The organism is Arthrobacter sorbitolis (assembly GCF_054510995.1).
On the sequence record NZ_JBTNDM010000006.1, the window covers coordinates 88,241 to 110,686 of the forward strand.

At 70.8% G+C, this 22,446-nt stretch carries 21 protein-coding genes; 17 read left to right on the forward strand and 4 right to left on the reverse strand.

Features of this window, described 5'->3' with window-relative positions; all coding sequences use genetic code 11:
- Nucleotides 1-755 precede the first annotated feature (755 nt).
- Complete coding sequence (locus ACX80K_RS12330; RefSeq protein ID WP_459272167.1) at nucleotides 756-2,267, reverse strand: HNH endonuclease signature motif containing protein; 1,512 nt, start codon at nucleotides 2,265-2,267, stop codon at nucleotides 756-758.
- A 346-nt stretch (nucleotides 2,268-2,613) separates the two neighbouring features.
- On the opposite strand from ACX80K_RS12330, the gene ACX80K_RS12335 reads away from it, so the two are divergent.
- Complete coding sequence (locus ACX80K_RS12335; RefSeq protein WP_459272168.1) at nucleotides 2,614-3,888, forward strand: serpin family protein; 1,275 nt, start codon at nucleotides 2,614-2,616, stop codon at nucleotides 3,886-3,888.
- A gap of 97 nt (nucleotides 3,889-3,985) precedes the next feature.
- Here the strand turns inward: ACX80K_RS12335 and ACX80K_RS12340 are convergent, their stop codons facing one another.
- Both ACX80K_RS12340 and ACX80K_RS12345 read right to left on the reverse strand, forming a co-directional pair.
- On the reverse strand, nucleotides 3,986-4,291 hold the full coding sequence (locus ACX80K_RS12340) for an acyl-CoA carboxylase subunit epsilon (RefSeq protein ID WP_459272169.1): 306 nt from the start codon (nucleotides 4,289-4,291) through the stop codon (nucleotides 3,986-3,988).
- Nucleotides 4,288-5,871 carry an acyl-CoA carboxylase subunit beta gene (locus ACX80K_RS12345; RefSeq protein ID WP_459272234.1) on the reverse strand — a complete coding sequence of 528 codons (1,584 nt, stop codon included), beginning with the start codon at nucleotides 5,869-5,871 and terminating at the stop codon, nucleotides 4,288-4,290. Before ACX80K_RS12345 ends, ACX80K_RS12340 begins: the two co-directional genes overlap by 4 nt.
- A gap of 234 nt (nucleotides 5,872-6,105) precedes the next feature.
- On the opposite strand from ACX80K_RS12345, the gene ACX80K_RS12350 reads away from it, so the two are divergent.
- The 8 genes from ACX80K_RS12350 to ACX80K_RS12385 all read left to right on the forward strand — a co-directional run bounded on the left by ACX80K_RS12350 (nucleotide 6,106) and on the right by ACX80K_RS12385 (nucleotide 14,431).
- Nucleotides 6,106-6,987 (forward strand): SDR family oxidoreductase, encoded by an 882-nt coding sequence (locus tag ACX80K_RS12350; RefSeq protein ID WP_459272170.1) that lies wholly within the window; start codon nucleotides 6,106-6,108, stop codon nucleotides 6,985-6,987.
- A gap of 54 nt (nucleotides 6,988-7,041) precedes the next feature.
- Complete coding sequence (locus tag ACX80K_RS12355) at nucleotides 7,042-7,923, forward strand: biotin--[acetyl-CoA-carboxylase] ligase (RefSeq protein WP_459272171.1); 882 nt, start codon at nucleotides 7,042-7,044, stop codon at nucleotides 7,921-7,923.
- A gap of 3 nt (nucleotides 7,924-7,926) precedes the next feature.
- Nucleotides 7,927-8,535, forward strand: coding sequence for a PH domain-containing protein (locus ACX80K_RS12360; RefSeq protein WP_459272172.1), 609 nt, complete (start codon nucleotides 7,927-7,929; stop codon nucleotides 8,533-8,535).
- Complete coding sequence (locus ACX80K_RS12365; RefSeq protein WP_459272173.1) at nucleotides 8,532-9,767, forward strand: adenylate/guanylate cyclase domain-containing protein; 1,236 nt, start codon at nucleotides 8,532-8,534, stop codon at nucleotides 9,765-9,767. Before ACX80K_RS12360 ends, ACX80K_RS12365 begins: the two co-directional genes overlap by 4 nt.
- Before the next feature lie 97 nt (nucleotides 9,768-9,864).
- Nucleotides 9,865-10,752: a PP2C family protein-serine/threonine phosphatase gene (locus ACX80K_RS12370; protein WP_459272174.1), complete on the forward strand. Its 888-nt coding sequence runs from the start codon at nucleotides 9,865-9,867 to the stop codon at nucleotides 10,750-10,752.
- Between the two features lie 78 nt (nucleotides 10,753-10,830).
- Nucleotides 10,831-13,128 (forward strand): NAD-dependent DNA ligase LigA, encoded by a 2,298-nt coding sequence (ligA, locus tag ACX80K_RS12375; RefSeq protein WP_459272175.1) that lies wholly within the window; start codon nucleotides 10,831-10,833, stop codon nucleotides 13,126-13,128.
- A complete protein-coding gene (locus tag ACX80K_RS12380; RefSeq protein WP_459272176.1) occupies nucleotides 13,125-13,973 on the forward strand; it encodes an inositol monophosphatase family protein in 849 nt (282 codons plus the stop codon). Before ligA ends, ACX80K_RS12380 begins: the two co-directional genes overlap by 4 nt.
- The gene (locus ACX80K_RS12385) at nucleotides 13,970-14,431 is read left to right on the forward strand and encodes a DUF2087 domain-containing protein (RefSeq protein ID WP_459272177.1); all 462 of its coding nucleotides are present in this window, start codon (nucleotides 13,970-13,972) and stop codon (nucleotides 14,429-14,431) included. Before ACX80K_RS12380 ends, ACX80K_RS12385 begins: the two co-directional genes overlap by 4 nt.
- A 17-nt stretch (nucleotides 14,432-14,448) precedes the next feature.
- Here ACX80K_RS12385 and ACX80K_RS12390 read toward each other — a convergent pair whose 3' ends face one another.
- Nucleotides 14,449-15,951 (reverse strand): AAA-type ATPase lid domain-containing protein, encoded by a 1,503-nt coding sequence (locus tag ACX80K_RS12390; protein ID WP_459272178.1) that lies wholly within the window; start codon nucleotides 15,949-15,951, stop codon nucleotides 14,449-14,451.
- 155 nt (nucleotides 15,952-16,106) lie between these two features.
- Here ACX80K_RS12390 and ACX80K_RS12395 point away from each other — a divergent pair, with 155 nt between their 5' ends.
- The 8 genes from ACX80K_RS12395 to gatC all read left to right on the forward strand — a co-directional run bounded on the left by ACX80K_RS12395 (nucleotide 16,107) and on the right by gatC (nucleotide 22,445).
- Complete coding sequence (locus ACX80K_RS12395) at nucleotides 16,107-17,153, forward strand: amidohydrolase family protein (RefSeq protein ID WP_459272179.1); 1,047 nt, start codon at nucleotides 16,107-16,109, stop codon at nucleotides 17,151-17,153.
- Nucleotides 17,150-17,977 carry a metal-sulfur cluster assembly factor gene (locus ACX80K_RS12400; protein ID WP_459272180.1) on the forward strand — a complete coding sequence of 276 codons (828 nt, stop codon included), beginning with the start codon at nucleotides 17,150-17,152 and terminating at the stop codon, nucleotides 17,975-17,977. Before ACX80K_RS12395 ends, ACX80K_RS12400 begins: the two co-directional genes overlap by 4 nt.
- Nucleotides 17,974-19,008, forward strand: coding sequence for an NAD(P)-dependent alcohol dehydrogenase (locus ACX80K_RS12405; RefSeq protein WP_459272181.1), 1,035 nt, complete (start codon nucleotides 17,974-17,976; stop codon nucleotides 19,006-19,008). Before ACX80K_RS12400 ends, ACX80K_RS12405 begins: the two co-directional genes overlap by 4 nt.
- Before the next feature lie 59 nt (nucleotides 19,009-19,067).
- Nucleotides 19,068-20,219, forward strand: a complete 1,152-nt coding sequence (locus ACX80K_RS12410) for a glycerol dehydrogenase (protein ID WP_459272182.1) — start codon at nucleotides 19,068-19,070, stop codon at nucleotides 20,217-20,219.
- Between the two features lie 105 nt (nucleotides 20,220-20,324).
- Entirely contained in the window at nucleotides 20,325-21,128 is an 804-nt protein-coding gene (locus tag ACX80K_RS12415) for an alpha/beta fold hydrolase (protein ID WP_459272183.1), read from the forward strand.
- Between the two features lie 3 nt (nucleotides 21,129-21,131).
- Nucleotides 21,132-21,440, forward strand: a complete 309-nt coding sequence (locus tag ACX80K_RS12420) for a hypothetical protein (RefSeq protein WP_459272184.1) — start codon at nucleotides 21,132-21,134, stop codon at nucleotides 21,438-21,440.
- Nucleotides 21,441-21,492: 52 nt separating this feature from the next.
- Nucleotides 21,493-22,026 (forward strand): GNAT family N-acetyltransferase, encoded by a 534-nt coding sequence (locus ACX80K_RS12425; protein WP_459272185.1) that lies wholly within the window; start codon nucleotides 21,493-21,495, stop codon nucleotides 22,024-22,026.
- A gap of 122 nt (nucleotides 22,027-22,148) precedes the next feature.
- Nucleotides 22,149-22,445: an Asp-tRNA(Asn)/Glu-tRNA(Gln) amidotransferase subunit GatC gene (gene gatC / locus ACX80K_RS12430; protein WP_459272186.1), complete on the forward strand. Its 297-nt coding sequence runs from the start codon at nucleotides 22,149-22,151 to the stop codon at nucleotides 22,443-22,445.
- The last annotated feature ends 1 nt before the right edge of the window (nucleotide 22,446 follow it).

Consider the following 22,446-nt stretch of genomic DNA (forward strand, 5'->3'; position numbering starts at 1 on the left):
CTGGCTGGACTCGCTGGAGGAGGCTGCGGACGCGTCGGAAGCTGGAGTGTTGTGGGTCACGTCCCGAGCCTAGCGGCAGGTGGTTGCCGGAGGCCACAGCGCCGCCGGTGCCACGTGCCGGCCCGCCGGAGCGACACCCGGCTCTCGGACGCCGCGACACCGGGCCGGTGGCGAACAGGAGTCGTGCCTGGACGTAGGGGCGGGTGATGAGTTCCGGATAGTGGCCGGAGGGGTCGAGGAGGTAGACGCCCGGTCCTCCGTGCTCGGTGTTCGTCTCCCCGGGCCGACTCCGCTGCGGGTCGGGCCCTCTTCGTTTGCATGGGCTGTATCGACTGCCGAACATCGATGCAAGGAGCACCACGGATCAGCGGGCGACGAGTTCGCCCGTCCGGGAGCGGCTCCGTCGAGCCTGACTGGTCATTCTGTCGACGAGCCTGTCGCCGCCCATTCCCGGGGTCCAGACCGATGGTGCCGCACATCACGAACAAGGATTCGCGATTCTCGATCACCTCGCGACGTGAGGTGAACAGCTCATCGCCCGACAACAACTCAGAAGCATCGTTGATGATGCTTCGATTGCCGCGAGGAAGTGCATGGTGAAACGACGACGAACATCGAATTCCGGCGTTCCACGGGCAGAAGTGGGATAGTCCCATCGAATTGCAGGAATTGCAGGGATCTCGAGTGCTGATCGAATTTTTCCGTCGTGGGTGGAGAGGATTACAGCAAAAGTCCGGGGAGTGATTCTCGTGACGTCAGAAGGGGGGTGGGTCGGGTTCGGTGGTGTAGGTGCGGCCGGTGGGTGAGGTGGCGGTGAGGGTGCCGGGGGTGTTGTAGCCGCCGGGTGTTCCGGTGGGGCTGCCGGGTGTGTCGGGTGTGTCGGGTGTGTGTTTTTCGTGGGTGTAGGGGGTTTGGGTGTAGTGCCAGATGCCTTGGGTTTTGAGGTGGTGGTGTTTGCGGCAGAGGGAGGCGAGGTTGGTGGCGTTGGTGGGTCCGTGGTGGGACCAGGGCACGGTGTGGTCGAGGTCGCAGCGGGAGGCGGGGATGGTGCAGCCGGGGTGGCGGCAGGTTTGGTCGCGGACGCGGAGCCAGTGTTTGAGGTCGGCTGGGACGGTGTAGGTGGTGCGGCCGACGCTGAGTACGGCCCCGGTTTCGGGGTGGGTGAGGATGCGGGTGAAGGAGGGGGCGTGGGCGGCGAGGCGGCGGGCGATGTCGGCGGGGATCGGTCCGTAGCCTTCGAGGTCGGCGGGGGCGTCGTCGACGCCGAGGAGGGTCAGCACGGGCACGGTGACATTGACGTGCGCCCGGATCCGGGGCGAGGACGCCGGGGCGCTGCACCCGCCACAGCAGGCCCCGCCCCCGCAGGTCCCGCCCGCACGACTGGCGCCCGAGCCCGTGCTGTCGGGGCCCGTGCTGCCCGAGCCCGTGCTGTCCGAGCCCGCGCTACCCGACCCCGTTAGGCCGGCGCCGCTGCTGGCCGGGCACCCGGTGCCGCTACCCGTACCTATGCCGGTGCACCCGGTGCAGGGGGTGCAGGGGGGTGGGTCGGTGAGGAGGAGGTCGGTGAGGACGTCGGTGCGCAGTTGGGTGAGGGTGCGGGTCTCGGTGGGGGTCTGTAGAGAACGGGCGGTGCTGGTGAGGCGGGTGTCGATGGCGGTGGCGTCGGTGGCGGGCAGGTGGACGTGCAGCCAGGCCATCGCGTCGTGGTCGGGTTCGAGGTCGACGCGGCGGCGGGTGGTGGCGGTCGCGGCGCGTTGGTGGAGGGTCTCGGGGTGCAGTCGGCTGCGCAGGGTCCGGGCTTTGCGGGCGAGGCGGCTGGTGGTGGTCTCGGCGGCCAGGGGCAGGAGCTGGTCTTCGAGGAGGGCCGCGGTGGTCGCGGGCAGGCCGGTGTATTCGTGGAGCAGGGTGGTCGCGTGGGCCCAGGAGATCGTTCCGGCGTGCAGGGCCGCGTGGGTGCGGGGGTGGTGGTTGACCAGGACCGCGGAGTGCTGGACGAGGCGGTGGGCGGTGCGTTCGGGGATGCGCAGCAGGCAGGCCAGTTCGGTCGCGGTCGTCGTGTCAGCGAGGTTCGTACGCCGCCGCCTGACGGGCTTCTGAGAGGATTGTCCGCCGGTTTGGTAGTCGAAGAATTCGTCTTCGAGGAGTTGGTGGAGTTCCTCGGTGGCGGTCGCGAGGTCCGCGTCGATGCGGGCTTTGTCCGCGGCGAGGGACAGGATGCGGGCGTCGATCCGCTCGCAGTCGGCCCGATACTCCGCGGTCGTCCTCATGCACCGATGATCCCGCCCACCACCGACACTATGAGGCGATGAGGGCCGTTCATCGAGCGCCTGCAGATTGCACTGCGGACTGCTCGTTGTTCGTGCCGAACGCATGATGGGAACGGTTCGGAACATTCGCCCCGCGTTTCTCCTTTCCGACCGATACCTGCGCCGATCTCGGACCGTGACCGGATCGTTCTCCTCGTTCCGTAGTTCCCCGAGGTCCACGGGCCTACCGTGGTGCACAGCGAGCAGGTGCACAGCGAGCAGCTGCACCGCGATCAGGGTCCACTACGGACAGGTGGCCCGTGATGCGCGAGACGCACAGGACCTGGAAGAGCCACAGGGGGAGCACATGAATCAGCAACGTACAGACGGGACGCACGCGACGCACACGGCGCGACGAGGCGCCACGGCGACCGCCGCCCTCGTGCTGCTCACCGCCTGCGGTACGGCGCCGCCGGACCAGCAGAAGGCGCCCGTGGAGCGCGTCGTCGTCCAGCAGGATCAGTACCCGGAGGCGCAGGAAGCGATCCTGCGGTCCTCCTACCGGCTGGGTGCTGCGCTCACGGCGTCCCCCGACTCCAACCAGGTCACCAGTCCGGTCAGCGCGCTCTACGCCCTGTCGATGCTGCGGGCCGGCGCCGGCACGACGACGGCGGAGGAGATGGACACCGTGCTGGGCTTCACCGCCGAGCACCACGAGGCGATGAACGCGCTGCTCGGCGGTGTCCAGCAGTTCGACGGAGACCCCGGCGACATCGACGAGGAGACCCCGCCCAGCACGCCACTGCTGCATCTGGCCAACGCCGTGTTCGTCCCCGAGGAGGGGCAGACGGGAGAAGCCTTCCTCGAGGTCCTGGCTCGGCAGTACGGAGCCGGCGTCTATCCGGTCGACTTCGCGGATCCCTCGACGCCGGCGCGCATCGACGACTGGGTCTCGCAGGAGACCGGAGGCCGGATCGACACCGCCCCGCTGGAGGCGACTCCCGACACCACGCTGTCGCTGCTGAACACCGTCTACTTCGCCGCCGCCTGGGAGGAACCGTTCGATGCCACGGAGACGAGGAACGAGCGCTTCACCCTGCCGAGCGGCGCGGAGGCCGAGGTGCCCACCATGCATGCCGCGGTCACGGTCCGGCACGCCGGCGGCGCGGGATGGAGCGGCATCGATCTGCCGTACGGCGAGGGCTTCTTCATGCGGCTCGTCCTGCCGGACGAAGGGTCGGCGCCTGCCTGGGACGAGCAGCAACTCGCCAACATGGCGGACGCCCTTGACGCCGCTGAACCCGTTCCCGTGGCCCTCGCCCTCCCCGCCTGGGACCACGCATACGACCAGGACCTGCTCGTTCTCCTCGCTGCACTCGGGCTGGAGGAAACAGTGGGTCCGAGCGCCGACTTCGGTGCCATCCAGCCCGGGAGTGTCATCGCCGGTGGTACCCAGACGGCGAACATCACCGTGGCGGAGAAGGGGACGATCGCCGCAGCGGTGACGCAGTTCGCCATGGTGACGAGCGCCCGGATCCCACCTGACCTGAGCATCTCCTTCGACCGGCCCTTCGGCTACCAGATCGTCCACGAGGACACCGGGCTGGCGGTCATCATGGGAACCGTCGCGGATCCGCGCTAGCGGGACCCGGGGCCGTACCACCCGGACAGGGTGGGAAACTCCACGGCAGGAAAGCCCGCGGCGGAGCGACCACCCGCGAGCAGGACAGCAGCGGGAACTAGCGGACGCTGCGCCGCCAGGACCCGGGACCCGGCGTCGGACCCAGCCGCAGCAGGGCGCGCCGCACCCAGGACCGGCCCTGGTTCGGGGCGTCGTCGCCGTCGCCCGCGCCCTGCAGGGCGACGACGACGGCGGTGAGCGCCGCCAGTTCCTCATCCGTCGGATGGCCGGACACCACCGCGAGGACGGCGTCGCCGTCGGCCACGCCCGGATCACCGGAAGGGACGCCGGCCGGCGAACCCGTAGGGGCATCCGCGAGGGAGACTCCCGGGCCGCCGTCGGACACGCTCTCCACGCCGGTCACAGCGGGATGTTCCCGTGCTTCTTGGCGGGGTTCGAGGCCCGCTTTTCCCGGAGGGCGCGGAGCCCGCGGACGATCTGCAGGCGTGTCTCGGACGGGGCGATGACGGCGTCGACGTATCCGAGCTCGGCGGCCTGGTACGGGTTCAGCAGCTCCTCCTCGTACTGCTGCACGACATCGGCGCGCGCGCCCTCGACGTCCCCGCCGGCCTCCGCCACGGCCTTGAGCTGCCCGCGGTACAGGATGTTGACGGCGCCCTGGGCGCCCATGACGCCGATCTGCGCCGTGGGCCAGGCGAGGTTGAGGTCCGCCCCGAGCTTCTTCGATCCCATGACGATGTACGCGCCGCCGTACGCCTTGCGCGTGATGACGGTCAGTTTCGGGACCGTCGCCTCGGCGTAGGCGTAGAGCAGCTTGGCACCGCGCCGGATGATGCCCTGGAACTCCTGGTCCTTGCCCGGCAGGAAGCCGGGAACATCCACGAGGGTGAGGATGGGGATGTTGAAGGCGTCGCAGTGACGGACGAACCGCGCGGCCTTCTCCGAGGCGTTGATGTCGAGTGTCCCCGCGAACTGCAGTGGCTGGTTGGCCACGATCCCGATGGTGTGGCCCTCGACCCGGGCGTAGCCCGTCACGACGTTCGGCGCGTACAGCGCCTGCATCTCGAGGAAGTGGCCGTCGTCCACGATCGCCGCGATGACGGCATGCATGTCGTACGGCTGGTTCGCGGCGTCGGGGATCAGCTCGTCGAGGGCGAGGTCCTCGTCCGTCACCTCGGGCTCCTCCACGAACGCCGTGAGGGGTGCCTCCGCGAGGTTGTTCGACGGCAGGAAGTCGAGGAGCTCCCGCACGAAGCCGATGGCGTCCGCCTCGTCCGCGGCGAGGTAGGCGGAGGTGCCCGTCGTCGTGTTGTGCTGCCGTGCCCCGCCGAGGGTCTCCATGTCCACGTCCTCGCCGGTGACGGTCTTGATGACGTCGGGCCCGGTGATGAACATGTGCGAGGTCTTGTCCACCATGACCACGAAGTCGGTCAGGGCGGGGGAGTAGGCCGCCCCTCCGGCGCACGGGCCCATGATGAGCGAGATCTGCGGGACCACGCCCGAGGCATGGACGTTGTTGCGGAAGATGTCGGCGAACATCGCGAGGGAGGCGACGCCCTCCTGGATGCGCGCCCCGCCGCCGTCGTTGATGCCGATCACGGGGCAGCCGTTGCGCAGCGCGAACTCCTGCACCTTCACGATCTTCTCGCCGTTGACCTGGCTGAGCGACCCGCCGTAGACGGTGAAGTCCTGGCTGTAGATCGCTATCAGGCGCCCGTCGACGGTGGCGTACCCGGACACCACTCCGTCGCCCAGCGGCTTCTTGCGCTCCATGCCGAACGCGGTGGAGCGGTGGACGGCGAGGGCGTCGAACTCCACGAACGAGCCCTCGTCCACGAGCAGGTCGACGCGCTCCCGGGCCGTGTTCTTGCCGCGGGCGTGCTGCTTCTCGATGGCCTCGGGACCGGAGGGCTGCTCCGAGAGCGCCTTACGCCTCCGGAAGTCAGCGAGCTTCCCGGCCGTCGTCGTGAGGTCGGGCTGCAGGTCCTGATGCATGAATACTCCGGTCGGCGCGTGGATGGGGGATGCACCGGCGGCTGGAGGTTTCCTCCAACGCGCGGCGCAATCCACCAAGTCTAGTGAGGTTCCGGGGGCTCGCCGTTGTAGGACGTCTACAGTTTCGTCCCCCATCGGTTAGCCGGGGAGGTGATGTTACCCGCGGGTAACAACGGTGCGTCGCAGCGCCGTCGGGCCGGTCCCGCTGCTTATGGTGGAGCCATGACTGCACGCAACGAAGCCCAGGAATCCCCGGCGGTGGGCACCGGACGAGCGGCCGGCGCCACGCTCGCCGGACGCACCATCATCATGTCCGGCGGGAGCCGCGGCATCGGCCTGGCCATCGCGCTGCGTGCGGCCCGCGACGGTGCGAACGTGGTCATCATGGCCAAGACCGGTGAACCCCACCCGAAGCTCGAGGGCACCGTCTACACCGCCGCCGAGCAGATCGAGGCCGCCGGCGGGCGTGCCCTGCCGATCGTCGGCGACGTGCGGAACGACGACGACGTCCGCGCCGCCGTCGACGCCGCGACCGGCACGTTCGGCGGCATCGACATCGTGGTCAACAACGCCTCGGCGATCGACCTCACGAAGACCCCCGACGTCGACATGAAGCGCTACGACCTCATGGCGGACATCAACGTCCGCGGCACCTTCATGCTGAGCAAGTTCTCCCTCACCGCGCTGAAGGAATCCGACAACCCGCACATCCTCACGCTCTCACCGCCCCTGAACCTCGCGCCCCGCTGGGCCGCCATGCACCTGGCCTACACCATGGCCAAGTACGGCATGAGCCTGACCACCCTCGGACTCGCCGAGGAGCTGAAGGACGACGGCGTGGCCGTGAACTCGCTCTGGCCCGCGACCCTCATCGACACCGCGGCCATCCGCAACATGCCGGGCGGGAGCCGGATGGTGCAGGCGGCCCGCAGCCCCGAGATCGTCGCCGACGCCGCCCACGCCGTCCTCGTCCGCCCGGCCCGCAGCTGCACCGGACACTTCTACACCGACGAGCAGGTGCTGCGCGAGGAGGGCATCACCGATCTCACGGGCTACAGCCTCGGAGCTCCCGAGGACCAGCTCGTGCCTGACATCTTCCTCTGACACCGGGGCTCCGGAGCCGGAGCCGGGGGCGCCGGTCCGGATAGGATCGATGCCATGTCCTCCCCCTACTCCAATCTCGAGCGCCCGGGCCTGAACCTCGGCGCGCTGAGGACAGCGGTGTGCATGCCGTCGGGTCCGTTCTCACGCCTCGACATCCTGCAGCGCACGGGGTCGACCAACACGGACCTCGTGGAGAATGCCCAGCGCGAGCCCGCCGGCTGGCCCGATCTCAGTGTCCTCGGGGCCGAGGTGCAGACCGCGGGCCGCGGACGGCTGGGCCGCAGCTGGGTGGCGCCCGAGCGGTCGTCGCTCTTCGTCAGCGTGCTCCTGCGCCCCTTCAACCGGCACGGCAGGCCCGTCCCCACCACCGCGTACTCCTGGTTCTCGCTGCTGGCCGCCCTCGCGCTCGCCGAGAGCATCGAGGACCGCACCGAGATCGCCCCGCAGCTCAAGTGGCCGAACGACGTCACCGTGGACGGCCGCAAGCTCGCCGGGATCCTGGCGCAGTTCGTGCCCGGCGCCGGAGCCGAGCCGCCCGCCGTCGTCGTCGGGGTGGGCCTCAACGTCAGCCTCACGGACGACGAGCTCCCCGTCCCCACCGCGACCAGCCTGCTCCTCGAATACGCCGGAACGACCGACCGGAACGTCCTCCTCAAGGCGTTCCTGCGCACGTTCGCCGACTCCTACCGGGCCTTCTGCGACGTCGACGGCGACGCGGACGCCGCATGGGACGACGGCCCGTCCCTGCACGCCCGCGTCGGGGCCCGCATGACGACCCTCGGCCAGGACGTGCGCGCCGAACTGCCCGGCGGCAGCCTGCTCAGCGGCCGTGCCCTGGCCCTCGACACCCACGGCGCGCTGATCGTGCGCGACGACGACGGCGAACGCCACACCGTCTCGGCCGGCGAGGTCGTCCACCTCCGCCCGCAGGTGTAGCCCGTGCGGATCAGGCTGCTCCCGGGGGAACGCGTCCTCGTGCGGACCCGGCCCAACCCGCTGCCGCTGGTGGGCCCGGTCCTCGCGGGGTTCGTGCTGCTCGGCGTCGGAGGATTCGGTCTCGGCTACCTCGCGTCCCGGCCCCTGCCGGGTCTCGCCGAGTGGCAGCCGGTCCTCGTCCTGGTGGCGCTCGCCGCCGTCGCACTCCTGCTGGCCCGTGTCACGGTGCTGCCCCTGATCCGCTGGTCGGGCAACCGCTACGTGCTCACGAGCATGCGGCTCATCCACCGGCGCGGAGCGACCCGACGCACCGAGCACCAGATCAACCTGTCCGCCATCTCCCAGCTCCAGACGGAACAGGGACTGATGCAGCGGATGGCGCGCAGTGGAACCCTCGTCGCGGACCTCGGCTTCGACCGCGCCCATGCCTACCCCCACGTGCCGCAGATCGCGACGTTCAAGGAGTACGTGGTGCAGGCGATCGGCGAACTCCCGCTGACGCGCATGTTCGATGGTGTAGACATGGAGATCGACCCGCAGTACGCCCGCGGCAGTATTCCGGGGGCACAGCAGGGATGGGCACAGCAGCAATGGAAGGGCGAGCAGCCGTGACAGTCGAGGACCGCCACGAGTCCGGGCACCCGGTGGACGAGGGTCAGCACCCCGATCAGGCCCCGGTGGAGACCGCCCGGCTCGACGACGCACCCGAGGCACCGGCGTCCACGGCACCGAAGGCGGTCTGGCAGCTGCAGTCCGACATGGCGACGGGCGCCGAGGCGCCGTCCCCCTCGGACGGGCCGCGGGAAGTGGACCGCAACACCATCCGCCGCCTCGAGCGGGAACTCCTCGGCGCCGAGCGCACCCTCAAGCGCCGCGACATCGCCGCCGGTGCGGGCGTGTCCCTCCTGTCCGCGCGGAAGCTGTGGCGCGCCATGGGCTTCCCCAACATCGGCGACGACGACATCGCGTTCACCGAGAAGGACCTCGACGCCCTCACCACGATCATCGACCTGGTCCGCCAGGAGCAGCTCACCGAGGACGCCGCCATCTCGATCACGCGGGCCGTGGGGCAGATGACCGACCGGATGGTGGTCTGGCAGATCGAGGCGATCGTCGAGGAGATGGTGGCGCAGCGCGGGCTCACCGACGCGGACGCGCGGAAGACGCTCGTGTCCGAACTCCCCGACCTGATCGAGCCCCTCGAGAAGACCCTCGTCTACGCGTGGCGCCGGCAGATGAACGCGGCCGTCCAGCGGCTCGCGCTGCGCGCCGAATCCGGCCTGCGGTCCAGCGAGGCGGGGCGTGACGGCGACGAGCAGGACGCGCCGCTGCCGCTCGCCCGCGCGGTGGGCTTCGCGGACCTCGTCTCCTACACGAGCCTCTCGCGGCAGATGAACGAGCGCACGCTGGCCCAGCTTGTGCAGCGGTTCGAGAACAAGAGCGCGGAGATCATCTCCGTGGGCGGGGGTCGCCTCGTGAAGACGATCGGCGACGAGGTGCTGTACATCGCGGAATCGCCGGAGGCCGGGGCGGAGATCTCCCTGGCGCTGTCCAAGGCGTTCTCCGAGGACGAGTTCCTGCCGTCCGCCCGCTGCTCGCTCGTCTGGGGCCGTGTGCTGTCCCGGCTCGGCGACATCTACGGCCCCACGGTGAACCTTGCAGCACGCCTCACCGCGCTCGCCGAACCGGGCGAGGTGCTCGTCGATTCCGGCACCGCCGCCACGCTCACGCACAACGAGAAGTTCGTCCTCACGCCCCACGAGGCGCGGCAGGTGCGCGGCTTCGGCGAGGTGCGCCCGGTGACCCTGGCCCGGGGGACGGGCACCGGGATCATCCTCGACTGACGCGGATCCGGCGTGCGGGAGGGCAGAATGGGGGCATGACAGACCAGCGCGCCCGTCCCCGCCGCACCGGCTCCATGCTCCGCCTGCCGGACGCGGCATGAACGATCAGCAAGCGCACGGCTCGCACGCCGTCGACGTAGGCCCCGGCAGCGGACCCGACGGCACGGTCGTCCCGCAGCAGGGCCGACGCTCGACCGCGGGGCCCGATGTCCGGCTCAGCTATGGGTTCGGCACCGATCGCGGACTCCGCCGCGAGCTCAACGAGGACTCGTTCCTGGCCGCCGAACCGGTGTTCGCCGTCGCGGACGGCATGGGCGGGCACGAGGCGGGGGAGGTGGCCAGCAGCATCTGCGTACGGACCCTCGAGGCGAGCAGCATCATCGGCAGCAGGATGCCCCGGTTCGGCATGGCGGACCTCGAAGAGCTCATCCACCAGGCCGATCAGCGGATCCGACGCGAGGCGGACGGGCACGCGGGTACGACGCTGACGGGCGTCGTCCTGGTCGAGGAATCGGGTGTCCCCACCTGGCTGTTCTTCAACGTGGGCGACTCCAGGTCGTACCGCCTCAGCGGGGGCACGTTCGGCCAGGTCTCGGTGGATCACTCGGAGGTCCAGGAACTCGTGGACACCGGCCGCATCTCGGAGGACCAGGCGCGCACCCACCCGCGCCGGCACGTGGTCACGCGGGCTCTCGGCACGGGCGACGACGCCGAAGCTGACTTCTGGCTCCTGCCCGTCGAGGAAGGAGACCGGATCCTGATCTGCTCGGACGGGCTGAGCGGGGAGATCACGGACGACGACATCCTCGCCGTCCTCAGCAGCCGACCGGACCCGCAGGAGGCGTGCGACGAGCTGATCGCCGCGGCCCTGAGGTCCGGTGCCCGCGACAATGTCACGGTGATCGTCGTCGACGCGGCGGGTCCCGGCGAGGACACCGACGTGACCGCGGTGTCCGGAGGGCGCTTCGCGGCGGACGGCGACTGACGGACCGCTGACCGTCCGGCGGCGTCCTCCCCGCTCCTCGCCGGTGGCCGGTGGCCGGTGTCAGGGCCGTAGGGCAAGATGTTGACGGTGACCACAGGAACCGAAGACGCAGCCCAGACCGCCGGATCCGCGGACCGTACCCCGCCCGGGGAAGAGCTCCGGGCGGAGTACGCGCAGCTCGCCGAGGACATCCGCGCACACCGCACCGCGTACTACCAGGACGCCGCGCCGACCATCTCCGACGCGGAGTTCGACGCCCTGTTCCGGCGCCTCGAGGAGCTGGAGGCCCTGCACCCCGAGATCGTCGCCAACGACTCACCGACCCAGGAGGTGGGCGGGGAGGTTTCGGCCGCCTTCGCCCCCGTGGACCACCTCGCCCGCATGTACAGCCTCGAGGACGTCTTCTCCCTCGACGAGCTGAAGGCCTGGCTGGACCGGGCGTCCGCCGGGGTGGAGGAGCGCAGCCCGGGCGCCGAGATCGCCTGGCTCACCGAGCTCAAGATCGACGGTCTCGCCGTGAACCTGCTGTACCGGGACGGCGAGCTGGTCCGCGCCGCCACCCGGGGCGACGGCGTGACGGGCGAGGACATCACGCACAACGTCCTCACGATCGCCTCGATCCCGCAGCATCTCGCGGGCAGCGACCACCCGGAGGAGGTGGAGATCCGCGGCGAGGTCTTCTTCCCCACGAGGGAGTTCTCGCAGCTCAACGAGCGGATGGTCGCCGCGGGCAAGGCCCCGTTCGCCAATCCGAGGAACGCCGCCGCCGGCTCGCTGCGGCAGAAGGACCCCGCCATGACGGCCGAGCGTCCCCTCGACATGTACGTGCACGGCATCGGGGCGCGCACCGGACTGACCGCCGGGACGCAGTCGGAGACCTACGAGCTCCTCAGGGCCTGGGGGCTCCCCACATCCCCCTACTACAAGGTCCTCGCGACGCAGGCCGAGGTCGTCGAGTTCATCGGGTACCACGGTGAGCACCGGCACGACCTGCTGCACGAGATCGACGGCATCGTGGTGAAGGTCGACAGCTTCGCGCTGCAGCGGGCACTCGGCCACACGTCCCGCGTGCCGCGCTGGTCCGTCGCGTACAAGTACCCGCCCGAGGAGGTGAACACGAAGCTGCTCGACATCATCGTCAGCGTCGGCAGGACCGGACGCGTCACGCCGTTCGGCCAGATGGAGCCCGTCAAGGTCGCCGGGTCCACCGTCGGCCTCGCCACGCTCCACAACCAGGAGGTCGTGAAGGCCAAGGGCGTGATGATCGGCGACATCGTGGTGCTCCGGAAGGCCGGCGACGTCATCCCCGAGATCGTGGGCCCGGTTCTCGCCCTGCGGGACAAGCAGGACCCGCCGGTCCGCGCCTTCGTCATGCCCACCGAGTGCCCGTCGTGCGGCACACCGCTGCAGCCGGCGAAGGAGGGCGACGTCGACATCCGCTGCCCCAATGCGCGGTCATGCCCCTCCCAGCTGCGGGAGCGCGTGTTCCACCTCGCCGGCCGCGGGGCCTTCGACATCGAGGCCCTCGGCTACGAGGCTGCCATCGCCCTCACCCAGCCCGCCGAACCCGCCGTACCGCCCGTCACCACCGAGGCCGAGCTCTTCGACCTCACACCGGAGAAGCTGGCCGACGTCCGGATCGAGCGGGACAAGAAGGTCAAGGGCGTGGTGACGGGCCGGGAGCTCGTGCCCTACTTCTACTCGAAGGGCACGGCGAAGAAGCCCTCCGAGCCGAGCGCCACCACGCGCAAGCTCTTCGTCGAGCTGGAGAAGGCGAAGAAGCAGCCGCTGTGGCGTGTGCTGGTCGCGCTGTCCATCCGGCACGTGGGCCCGACGGCCTCCCGTGCGCTGGCCACCGCCTTCGGGTCGATGGACCGTATCCGCGCCGCGAGCGAGGAGGAGCTCGCGCACGTCGACGGCGTGGGCCCGACCATCGCCGTCGCGCTCACCGAGTGGTTCGCGGAGGACTGGCACCGCGAGATCGTGGACCGGTGGGCCGCGGCGGGCGTGCGGATGGAGGACGAGGTCGACGACAGCACGCCGCGCACCCTCGAGGGCCTGACCGTCGTCGTCACCGGCTCGCTGGAGCACTACAACCGCGACGAGGCGAAGGAGGCGATCATCACGCGCGGCGGCAAGGCGTCGGGCTCGGTGTCGAAGAACACGAGCTACCTGGTGGCCGGCGAGAACGCCGGCACCAAGCTGGAGAAGGCCGAGGCGCTCGGCATCCCCGTGCTCGACGAGGAGGGCTTCACCGCGCTGCTCGCGCACGGGCCGGCCACCCCGGCTGACGACGGCGACCCGAGCGAGGACGAGGAGGCCGCGGAGGAGCTCGGGGCCGGAGCCGGCGGATCGGGCGCCGGGGACCCCGCGTGAGCTCCACGGCCTCGCCCGGCGCACTCCTGCACGTGGCCCGCCACGCGGCGGCGGCCGGCGCCGAGGTGCTCTCCCGGCGGGACCCGGCCGCGCTCGGCGCCACGAGCAAGGGGTCGGACAGCGACTGGGTGACGGCGTACGACATCGCCGCCGAGCGGGCCGTGCGCAGCGTCCTCGCCGACTCCCGCCCGCACGACATCGTCACGGGCGAGGAGCTCGGCACGACGGTCCCCACCGGCAGGCACGACGGCGACCGGGTCCGCTGGTCGATCGACCCCCTCGACGGCACCACCAACTTCATCCGGAACATCGTCTACTACGGCACGTCCGTGGCAGTCGCCGACGCGGACGGCACCTGGCTCGCCGGCGTCGTGCACGCCCCCGCCCTCCGGCGGATCTACTGGGCGTCGCGCGGAGGCGGCGCCTGGCTGAGCGACGGCGGGTCGGTGCGGCGCCTCGCCGGACCGGGCACGGGACGTGGACGGCTCCTCGCGACCGGTTTCTCCTACGACGCCGGGACGCGGGCCCGGCAGGCCGGCGATCTCGGCGCTCTGCTCGACGGTTTCGGCGACGTGCGATCGCTCGGCTCCGCGGCGCTCGACCTCTGCATGGTCGCGGACGGCACCTTCGACGCCTTCGTGGAGCGGGGCCTGCACGAGCACGACATCGCCGCCGGCGCGCTCATCGCCGAGGAGGCGGGCGTCGCCGTCCGCAGGCCGGAGCTCCGGTCCGTGCTCGACGGCGGCCCCACCGAGTCGGAGCGCCTCGCCGCCCTCACGCTCGCCGGCCCAGCAGACCTCCTCGGGCCGGCCTCCGATACGACCCTTCTCGGGCGGCACCCATGACGCCGTCCTGGCAGAGGATCCTGTCCACGCTGGCCGGCGCGCGCTCCCGGGAGCTGTACGCACGGGCCGTCCTCGGGCAGCCGCTCGACGCGACGCCGAAGGAGGTGCAGCGCCTCGTCGACGCCGGGCTGCTGACGCCCGAGAACCTCGTCGCGGAGGGGCTGTTCCAGGAGGTCCTCGCCGCTGCCGGGCCGGGCACGCCGAAGGGAGTCGACCGCTTCTTCCGGGACGGGCGCATCGACGGACTGCCGCGCGCCGGGCAGGAGCGGACCGACCTGCTGGCGCACCTCGCGGAACGGCTGCTGCCCGCCGACGAGGAGATCAGCGAACCCGAGGTGAACCGGCTGCTCGCCACGGTCACGCGTGACATCCCGACCCTGCGGCGCGCGCTCGTCGATCACGGCTTCGTAGAGCGGCACCCCGACGGTACCGGCTACCGGCGCGCCGGGACGACCTGAGGTCGGTTCCGTACGGGTCACTTCGGCAGCGTAATGCCGAGGCGGGCGATGCGCCGGTAGATGGTGGCGCGGCTGATGCCCAGTTCCGTCGCCGCCGCGGTGACCGTCGCCCCGGGCTGCGACAGGCTCCGCACGATCTCGTCGCGCTCCACCGACTCGATCCGGCTCAGGTGCCTGCTGGGCCGCCCCAGGATGTACGCGGGCAGGTGCTGGATGTCGATGGTCTCGGCCCGTACGGCGGCATCGTGGACCACGCTGAAGAGTTCGTCGACGTTGTCGGGCCAGTCGTGCGCGAGGAGCGCCTTCTCCGCGGCAGCCGTGAAGTCGAGCTCGCGCAGGCGCGTCTGCCGGGCGGCGTACCGGGCCAGGTGGAGGACGTCGTCGCCCCGGTCGCGGAGCGCCGGAACGGGGACCACGGTATCGATCGATTCCGCGAGGGGTGAGGGAACGGCGTCCAGGCCGGTGGCCGTGACGGCCCACGCGAGGGTGGGCGACGCTGCGTCCGCCGTCGACGGCAGGGCAGCCAGCGCCCGCGTCACCTGGCCCCGCAGTTCCTGGGCCGCCCACGCGGGCAGCAGATCCGCGTTCTCGATGATGACCGCGGTGTCCGGCTTCGCGAGTTCAGGCGTCCACAGCGACAGCCAGGCGTCGACGTCCTCCGGAGCGGGCGCGGCGGCGGAGAGGATGCGGCATCCCGGCTGCGCCTGGCGGAACGCCTGGGCGAGGAGGGTCACCCGACCGACGCCGTGCTCACCGACGGCGGCGACCACGCGCCCCGCGGACAGGGCACGGGTCGCGTCGTCGAGCGCGACCGTCCACAGCGAGGACATCGCCCGCAGCGTCCCGGCCGCCGGTTCGAGTGCGCTGCGCTGCATGCGGAACACCCCGCCCTTTCGGCCCGGGCGCTGCCGTCGCCCCCGCGAGCGCGCCAGCATCAGCGCCGCGGTGTTCCCGGCCGCCGAATGCGCCAGGGCCAGCAGGAGCTCGGGGGAGGACCTGGACCACGTGGTGATGTTGACGCTCCCCTCGAGGTCCCCGCTCACGGGGTCGAAGACCGGGACCGCGGCGCAGGTGTAGGTCCGCAGGCTCGCGCTGAAGTGGTCCTCGGCGCGCACCAGGGCGGGGGACCGGTCGGCGAGCGCCAGCCCCATCCCGTTCGTGCCGGCGTCGCGCTCTGAGTAGGCGAACCCGGGAGCCAGGTGCACCCTGTCCAGCGACCGCAGGAGGGTGGAATCGCCGCTCAGGCGGTTGAGCAGCAGTCCGTCGGCATCCGTGAGCATCAGGCTGACAGGCTCGTCGCCCAGTGTGTCGTGCAGGGCGGCCAGCACCTCCTGCCCGCACTGGAAGTAGAGCGAGTCCGACTGCACGGTGCCGGCCCAGGCGGGGTTCACCAGGTCGGCCGACACCCCGTACTCCTCGCTGCGCTGCCAGGAGGCCACGAGGCGCTTCGCGGCCACGACCAGCCTGCCGGTACCGGGACCTGCGCCCGCCGGAGAGATCTCACCGTCCCGAGTCGGCACCCTTGCCGCCCTCCTCGTTCACTGGGTCGAGGCTGCGTTCCACCCGCAGGCGTCCGGTCGTCTCAAATTGAGACACTCGCCGCGTGGTGGAAGCCATCTTCGCACCTAGTCTCGGTCCTGTCGCGACTACGGCAGTCACGAGGAGGAGAGACGACATGTACAGCAAGGATGGCGAGAACTACTTCATCGTCGACGCGCATATCGCGCTCTGGGACGCCCGTCCCGAGAACCAGCGCAATATCCACGGCAAGCAGTTCATCGACTGCTTCTACGACTACCACCGGAACCTCTCCCCGGAATCGGAGGTCTGGACGTACGAGGAGTACCTCTACCAGGGCGGCGAACGCCTCATGAAGGACCTGTTCACCGACGGGTACGTGGACCACGCGATCTTCCAGCCGGCGTATCTCGGCGAGTTCTACCACCGGGGGTTCGGGCAGACCGAGGAGGCCTACGGGCTGGCGGCCGCGAACCCCGACAAGCTGACCTACAACCACTGCTTCGACCCGCGGCAGGGCGAGGCGGGCCTCGACCAGCTGCGCGCGGACCACGAGCGGATGGGCTTCAAGGGGGTGAAGCTGTACACCGCCGAATGGCACGGAGAGTCCCGCGGGTACAAGCTGTCCGATCCGTGGACGTACCGGTACTTCGAGGAGTGCCGCAAGCTGGGCGTGAAGAACATCCACGTCCACAAGGGCCCGACCATCAGGCCCCTCGACCGCGATGCGTTCGACGTGTCCGACGTCGACCACGCGGCCACCGACTTCACGGACCTCAACTTCGTCGTCGAGCACGTCGGCCTGCCCCGGCTCGAGGACTTCTGCTGGATCGCCACGCAGGAACCCAACGTGCACGGCGGACTCGCGGTGGCGATGCCGTTCATGCACAGCCGGCCGCGATACTTCGCCCAGATCATCGGTGAGCTCATCTACTGGATCGGCGAGGACCGCATCCAGTTCTCCAGCGACTACGCACTGTGGACGCCGAAGTGGCTCGTGGAGCAGTTCGTCGACTTCCAGATCCCCGAGGACATGACCGAGTACGCGCAGCTCACCGTCCAGCAGAAGAAGAAGATCCTGGGCCTCAATGCCGCGAAGATGTACGACATCCCGGTGCCGGAGGAGCTCCGCCTGCCCGACGCCGACGAGACCGCCACGGGGCCCCGCCAGCCGGAACGGGCCGACCTGGCGAGCGCCCGATGACCGCAGTCCAGCTCGAGGCCGGGGCCCGCGGGCAGGCCCCGGCGGACGGGAGGGCCGTCACCGACGACGACGTGCGCGGGAGCCTGCAGGCGGTGCTCGATCCCGAGCTCGACGAGCCCATCACCGAACTCGGGTTCGTCCGCTCCATCCGGGTGGGAGACGACGCCGCGACGGTCGAGGTCCACCTCCGCCTTCCCGCGTCCTTCTGCTCGCCCAACTTCGCGTACCTCATGGCGTCGGACAGCAAGGACGCCATCTCGGCGATCCCCGGGGTGAGGCGTGTCGTCGTCGAACTGGACGACCACCACGACTCGGACCTGATCAACGCCGGTCTCGCCGCCGACGCAGGCTACCGGGGCACCTTCCGCCACGAGGCGGAGGACAGCCTCGACGAGCTGCGGGCCACGTTCCGCCGCAAGGCCCACACCGCCGCGATGGAGCGCTGCCTCACGGGCCTGCTGCGCGCGGACCGGGACCTCCCGGAAGAGGACCTCGGGACCGTGCGCCTCCGGGACCTCCCCGCAGGCCGCGAGAAGGAGGCGCTGCTGCGCCGCCGGACCGCGCTCGGCCTGCCCGGCGACGCGGACGCGTACGTGCTGGTCGACGACGAGGGCCGCACCTATCCGCCCGGGGCCGTCCCCCTCGCCCTCCGCCGCGCGCGGTCCACCCGCATCTCGATCGACGGGAACGCGCACTTCTGCCGTGGGCTCCTGCGCACCCGCTACGAGGGCTCCGGCGCCGACCAGGCCTTCCGGCCCGAGGGCTCGGAACCCGCGGACCAGCACGGACTACTTCCCCTCACAGTCAAGGAATCCCAACCATGAGCACAATGCGCGCCGTCCAGGTCGTCGGCTACCACGAGGCCCTCAAGATGGCGGAGGTGCCGATGCCGAGCGCGACGGGCCCGTTCGACGTCGTCGTCCGGATCGGCGGCGCGGGGGTCTGCCGCACCGATCTCCACATCCTCGAGGGGCAGTGGGCCGAGAAGTCCCAGGTCCACCTGCCGTACACCATCGGGCACGAGAACGCCGGGTGGGTGCACTCCGTCGGCAGCGCCGTCACGAACGTCGGCCCGGGGGACAAGGTCATCCTCCACCCGCTCATCACCTGCGGCCTGTGCCGCGCGTGCCGGTCCGGCGACGACGTGCACTGCGAGGAGAGCCGGTTCCCCGGCATCGACACCAACGGGGGCTACGCCGAGTACCTCCTGACCACCGCCCGCTCGGTGGTCCGCATCGACGACTCCCTCGAACCGGCGGACGTCGCCGCGCTCGCCGACGCAGGGCTCACCGCCTACCACGCCGCAGCGAAGGCCGCGAAGCGGCTGACGGCACGGGACACATGCGTCGTCATCGGTGCCGGCGGGCTCGGGCACATCGGCATCCAGGTCCTGCGCGCACTCACCCCCGCCCGCATCGTCGTCGTCGACCGGAACGCCGCAGCCCTCGATCTCGCCCGGGACATCGGGGCGCACGTGGGTGTCCTGGCGGACGGCAGCCAGGTCGAGCAGGTCCTGGCCCTCACCGGAGGGAAGGGCGCCGAGGTGCTCGTGGACTTCGTGGGCGAGGGCGGTGCCACCGCCCAGGGCATCGCGATGCTGCGGCAGGCGGGCGACTACTACGTGGTGGGCTACGGCGAGAACATCGACGTCCCCACGATCGACATCGTCTCGGCGGAGATCAACATCATCGGCAACCTCGTCGGGTCCTACAACGACCTGCAGGACCTCATGGCCCTGGCCGCCCGCGGCGCCGTCACGCTGCACACGCAGAAGTACGCGCTCGACAACTTCCAGCAGGCCATCACCGACCTCGACGCCGGCAGGGTGAGGGGCAGGGCCATCCTCGTGCCGTGACCCGCCGCTCCGCCGAACGATCCGCAGCACCCATCGACAACGACGTCCAGGAGGTTCCCATGCCCGCGAACAGTCCCATCCGCTCGGTCATCAGTCCGGGCCGGTACGCCCAGGGTCCGGGGGCCATCTCCCGGCTCGGGGAGTACCTCGCACCCATCGGGAGTACGCCGCTGATCGTCGCCGACGACGCCGTGTGGGGCTTCGTGGGCCACGACGTGACCACGTCCCTGAAGGCGGCGGGGCTCCCCGTCACGCGGGAAGCCTTCCGCGGCGTGCCGTCGGCGCGTGAGATCGACCGTCTCGTCGAGGTGATCAGGGCGGCGAAGGCCGACGTCGCCGTCGCCGTGGGCGGCGGGAGCACCATCGACGCCGTCAAGGCCTCCGGGTTCCTGGCCGGTATCCGGTGGGTGACCGTCCCGACGGTCGCGTCGACGGACGCCCCGACGTCGGCCCTGGCCGTCGTCTACACGGAGGACGGCGCGTTCGAGGAATACCGCTTCTTCCCGCGCAATCCCGACCTCGTCCTCGTCGACTCCCAGATCATCGCCAACGCCCCCGCCGCCTTCCTCGCGGCGGGGGTGGGGGACGCCCTGGCGACGTGGCTCGAAGCGCGCGCGACGGCGGCGTCGGGCTCACTGACGATGGCCGGGGGACTGCCCACCCTCACCGGGACGGCCCTGGCGCGGCTCAGCTGGGACATCCTGTGGGACAACGCGCTGCCGGCCCTCGACGCCGTCCGCGACCGGCTCGTGACCCCTGCACTCGAGAAGGTCATCGAGGCGAACACCCTGCTCTCGGGCCTCGGCTTCGAGTCGGGGGGCCTCGCGGCGGCCCACGCCATCCACAACGGGCTCACGGCGGCACCGCAGACCCACGGGCTGGCGCACGGCCAGAAGGTGAACATCGGGTCGCTGACACAGCTCGTCCTCGAGGGTGCGCCCACCTCGGACATCCGGGAATTCATCGAATTCACGACGAGGGTCGGCCTTCCCACGACCCTCACCGAGATCGGTCTGACCGTGGAGGACACGGAGGAACTCGAACTGGTCGCCGCCGCCGCGACCGTCCCGGGGGAGACCATCCACGCCATGCCGTTCGACGTGCGGCCCGCCGACGTCGTCTCCGCGCTCACGTCGATCGAGCGTTTCTCGCGTCGCGTCCGGGAGGAGGCCGGCCTCCCCGCCCCCGCGCCGTACGTGGCCGCCCACTGACAGGACCCCGTGCAGCACGCCCGGCGTTGCCCTGACGGATCGGATGGCCCACACTGGGTGCACCTCAGCGGGGTGCACGTCCTGGACGAGAGGAAGGTCGGGGCAGTGGGAGCGCACATACGATCAGGCGATGCGGAGATCTGGACGGAACAGGTCGGCGAGGGCCCCGACGTCCTGCTGATCGGGGGCCTCGGCGACACTGTCGAGTCATGGCAGTCCCAGCTCGACGGACTGTCCGACCGCTTCCGGCTGACGGCCTTCGACAACCGGGGTGCGGGCAGGACCTCCGGTCCGGGAGGGCCGCTCTCGGTCGGGACGCTGGCCGACGACGCCGCCGAGGTGCTGGAGGCCCACGCCATCCCGTCCGCCCACGTGGCCGGGTTCTCGGGCGGCAGCGTCGTCGCCCAGGAGCTGGCGATCCGCCACCCCGGGCTGGTCCGCAGCCTGGTCCTCCAGAGCACCTGGGCCGCGGCGGACGCCTACCTCCTGGCCTGGGGACGGTTCGTGAGGATGCTGGTGGAGGTGGCGCCGAGCGAACGGGCGTTCCTGGAGGCCTTCTTCCTGTCGATCTATACGCCTCGGGCGCACAACGACGGAACCGTGGAACAGATCATCGACGACGTGCTCGCCTTCCCGTACAAGCAGGGCACTTCGGATGTGCAGGCGTTCCTCGATGCCCTGACCGCCAGTGACACGACCGACCGGCTGCGCGGCGTGACGGCCCCGACCCTCGTGCTCGCCGGTGAGATCGACATCGTCACGCGCCCCGCACTGGGCCGCGCCGTCGCCGACGCCATCCCCGGCGCGACCTTCGAGATCATCGGGAACGAGGCACATCAACCGTTCCAGGAGAGTCCGGAGCTCTGGAACGCCCGCGTGAGCGCTTTCTGGCAGAGCGTGGAGGGGTGAGCCGTGGCCGAGGGCGGGTACCGGGACGGAGACGAGGACGGGTACCGGCAGTCCGGTACTGCTCCGCGCGGACGGAGGCCCGCCCGGCTCCTGGACCCGTCGGCGCGACTGCTCGTGGGCGTCGCGGTCGCCGTGTTCGCGGTATCGCTCGGCTTCGTCCTCCTCTACGCGACGTCGCTGCCGCCCGCGCTGTGCATCCTGATCGCGTTCGTGCTCGGTGGTGCCCAGCTCTACGCGCTGCGCGGCAACCTGTTCCGCGGCGGCGGGAATGACGGCGGCAACGGCGGCGAGACCGGCCGCACGGGCCCGTGATTCCCGATGGCGATGACCCGTCGGGGCGCCGCGTGCGTGGCAAAATAGGCCGGTGACCACCGCGACGCCCGCAGACTCCCTGTCCGATTCCCGCCTCATCATCCGGCCCGTCCAGCCCGGTGACTTCGAGGACGTCCGCCGCATCACGCGCGGCGCGTACCTCGAGGCCGGCTACTTCGCGGACGAGGCGCACCCCTACATGGCGGTGCTGTCCGACATCGAGCACCGCGCCGAGCACGCCGAGGTGTGGGTGGCCGAGCGCGACGGCGTTGTCGTCGGGTCGGTCGCGCTGACCTTCGCCGGCCAGCGGTACACGGACATCGCCATCGAGGGCGAACTCGAGTTCCGCATGCTCGCGGTGGACCCGGCCGTGCAGCGCGGCGGGGTCGGCCGGGCCATGGTGGAGCGCATCATCGAGCACGCCCGGACGCTCCCCGGCATCGAGGCCGTGAGCCTCACCAGCGGCTCGGACATGGTGCGTGCCCACCGCCTCTACGAGTCGATGGGCTTCGTCCGCGTGCCCGAGCGGGACTGGGAGGTCCCGAACGAGGACATCCTGCTCTGGGTCTTCCGCCTTCCCCTGTGACCCACGGGCGACCTGGGGAGCGCGCACGAGCCGCCGTCGTCGGGCCCGCCCGATGCCTGGCGCCTCCCGCGCCGCCACTAGACTGGGGGCAGACACCCACCTCCGACTTCCAGGGGAGATCCATGGCTGAGATCAACCGGGACGACGTCGCGCACCTCGCGCGGCTCGCCCACATCGACATGACCGACGACGAGCTCGACCGCATGGCCGGGGAGCTCGCCGTGATCGTCGACTCCATCAAGTCCGTGAGCGAGGTGGCGGGCGACGACGTCCCCGCGACCAGCCACCCCATCCCGCTGAGCAACGTGTTCCGCGACGACGTGGTGGGCGAGACGCTCACCAACGAGGAAGCGCTCCTCGGCGCGCCCGACAACGCCGACGGCCGCTTCAAGGTCCCGGCCATCCTGGACGGGGAGTAAC

What these genes read in the sequence shown, in the direction of transcription:
- ACX80K_RS12355 (WP_459272171.1), top strand. Translation starts at nt 7,042, where the DNA reads ATGTCCTCCCCCTACTCCAATCTCGAGCGCCCGGGCCTGAACCTCGGC.
- ACX80K_RS12370 (WP_459272174.1), top strand. Translation starts at nt 9,865, where the DNA reads ATGAACGATCAGCAAGCGCACGGCTCGCACGCCGTCGACGTAGGCCCC.
- ACX80K_RS12350 (WP_459272170.1), top strand. Translation starts at nt 6,106, where the DNA reads ATGACTGCACGCAACGAAGCCCAGGAATCCCCGGCGGTGGGCACCGGA.
- ACX80K_RS12400 (WP_459272180.1), top strand. Translation starts at nt 17,150, where the DNA reads ATGACCGCAGTCCAGCTCGAGGCCGGGGCCCGCGGGCAGGCCCCGGCG.
- ACX80K_RS12410 (WP_459272182.1), top strand. Translation starts at nt 19,068, where the DNA reads ATGCCCGCGAACAGTCCCATCCGCTCGGTCATCAGTCCGGGCCGGTAC.
- ACX80K_RS12385 (WP_459272177.1), top strand. Translation starts at nt 13,970, where the DNA reads ATGACGCCGTCCTGGCAGAGGATCCTGTCCACGCTGGCCGGCGCGCGC.
- gatC (WP_459272186.1), top strand. Translation starts at nt 22,149, where the DNA reads ATGGCTGAGATCAACCGGGACGACGTCGCGCACCTCGCGCGGCTCGCC.
- ACX80K_RS12335 (WP_459272168.1), top strand. Translation starts at nt 2,614, where the DNA reads ATGAATCAGCAACGTACAGACGGGACGCACGCGACGCACACGGCGCGA.
- ACX80K_RS12395 (WP_459272179.1), top strand. Translation starts at nt 16,107, where the DNA reads ATGTACAGCAAGGATGGCGAGAACTACTTCATCGTCGACGCGCATATC.
- ACX80K_RS12330 (WP_459272167.1), bottom strand. Translation starts at nt 2,267, where the DNA reads ATGAGGACGACCGCGGAGTATCGGGCCGACTGCGAGCGGATCGACGCC.
- ACX80K_RS12405 (WP_459272181.1), top strand. Translation starts at nt 17,974, where the DNA reads ATGAGCACAATGCGCGCCGTCCAGGTCGTCGGCTACCACGAGGCCCTC.
- ligA (WP_459272175.1), top strand. Translation starts at nt 10,831, where the DNA reads ATGTTGACGGTGACCACAGGAACCGAAGACGCAGCCCAGACCGCCGGA.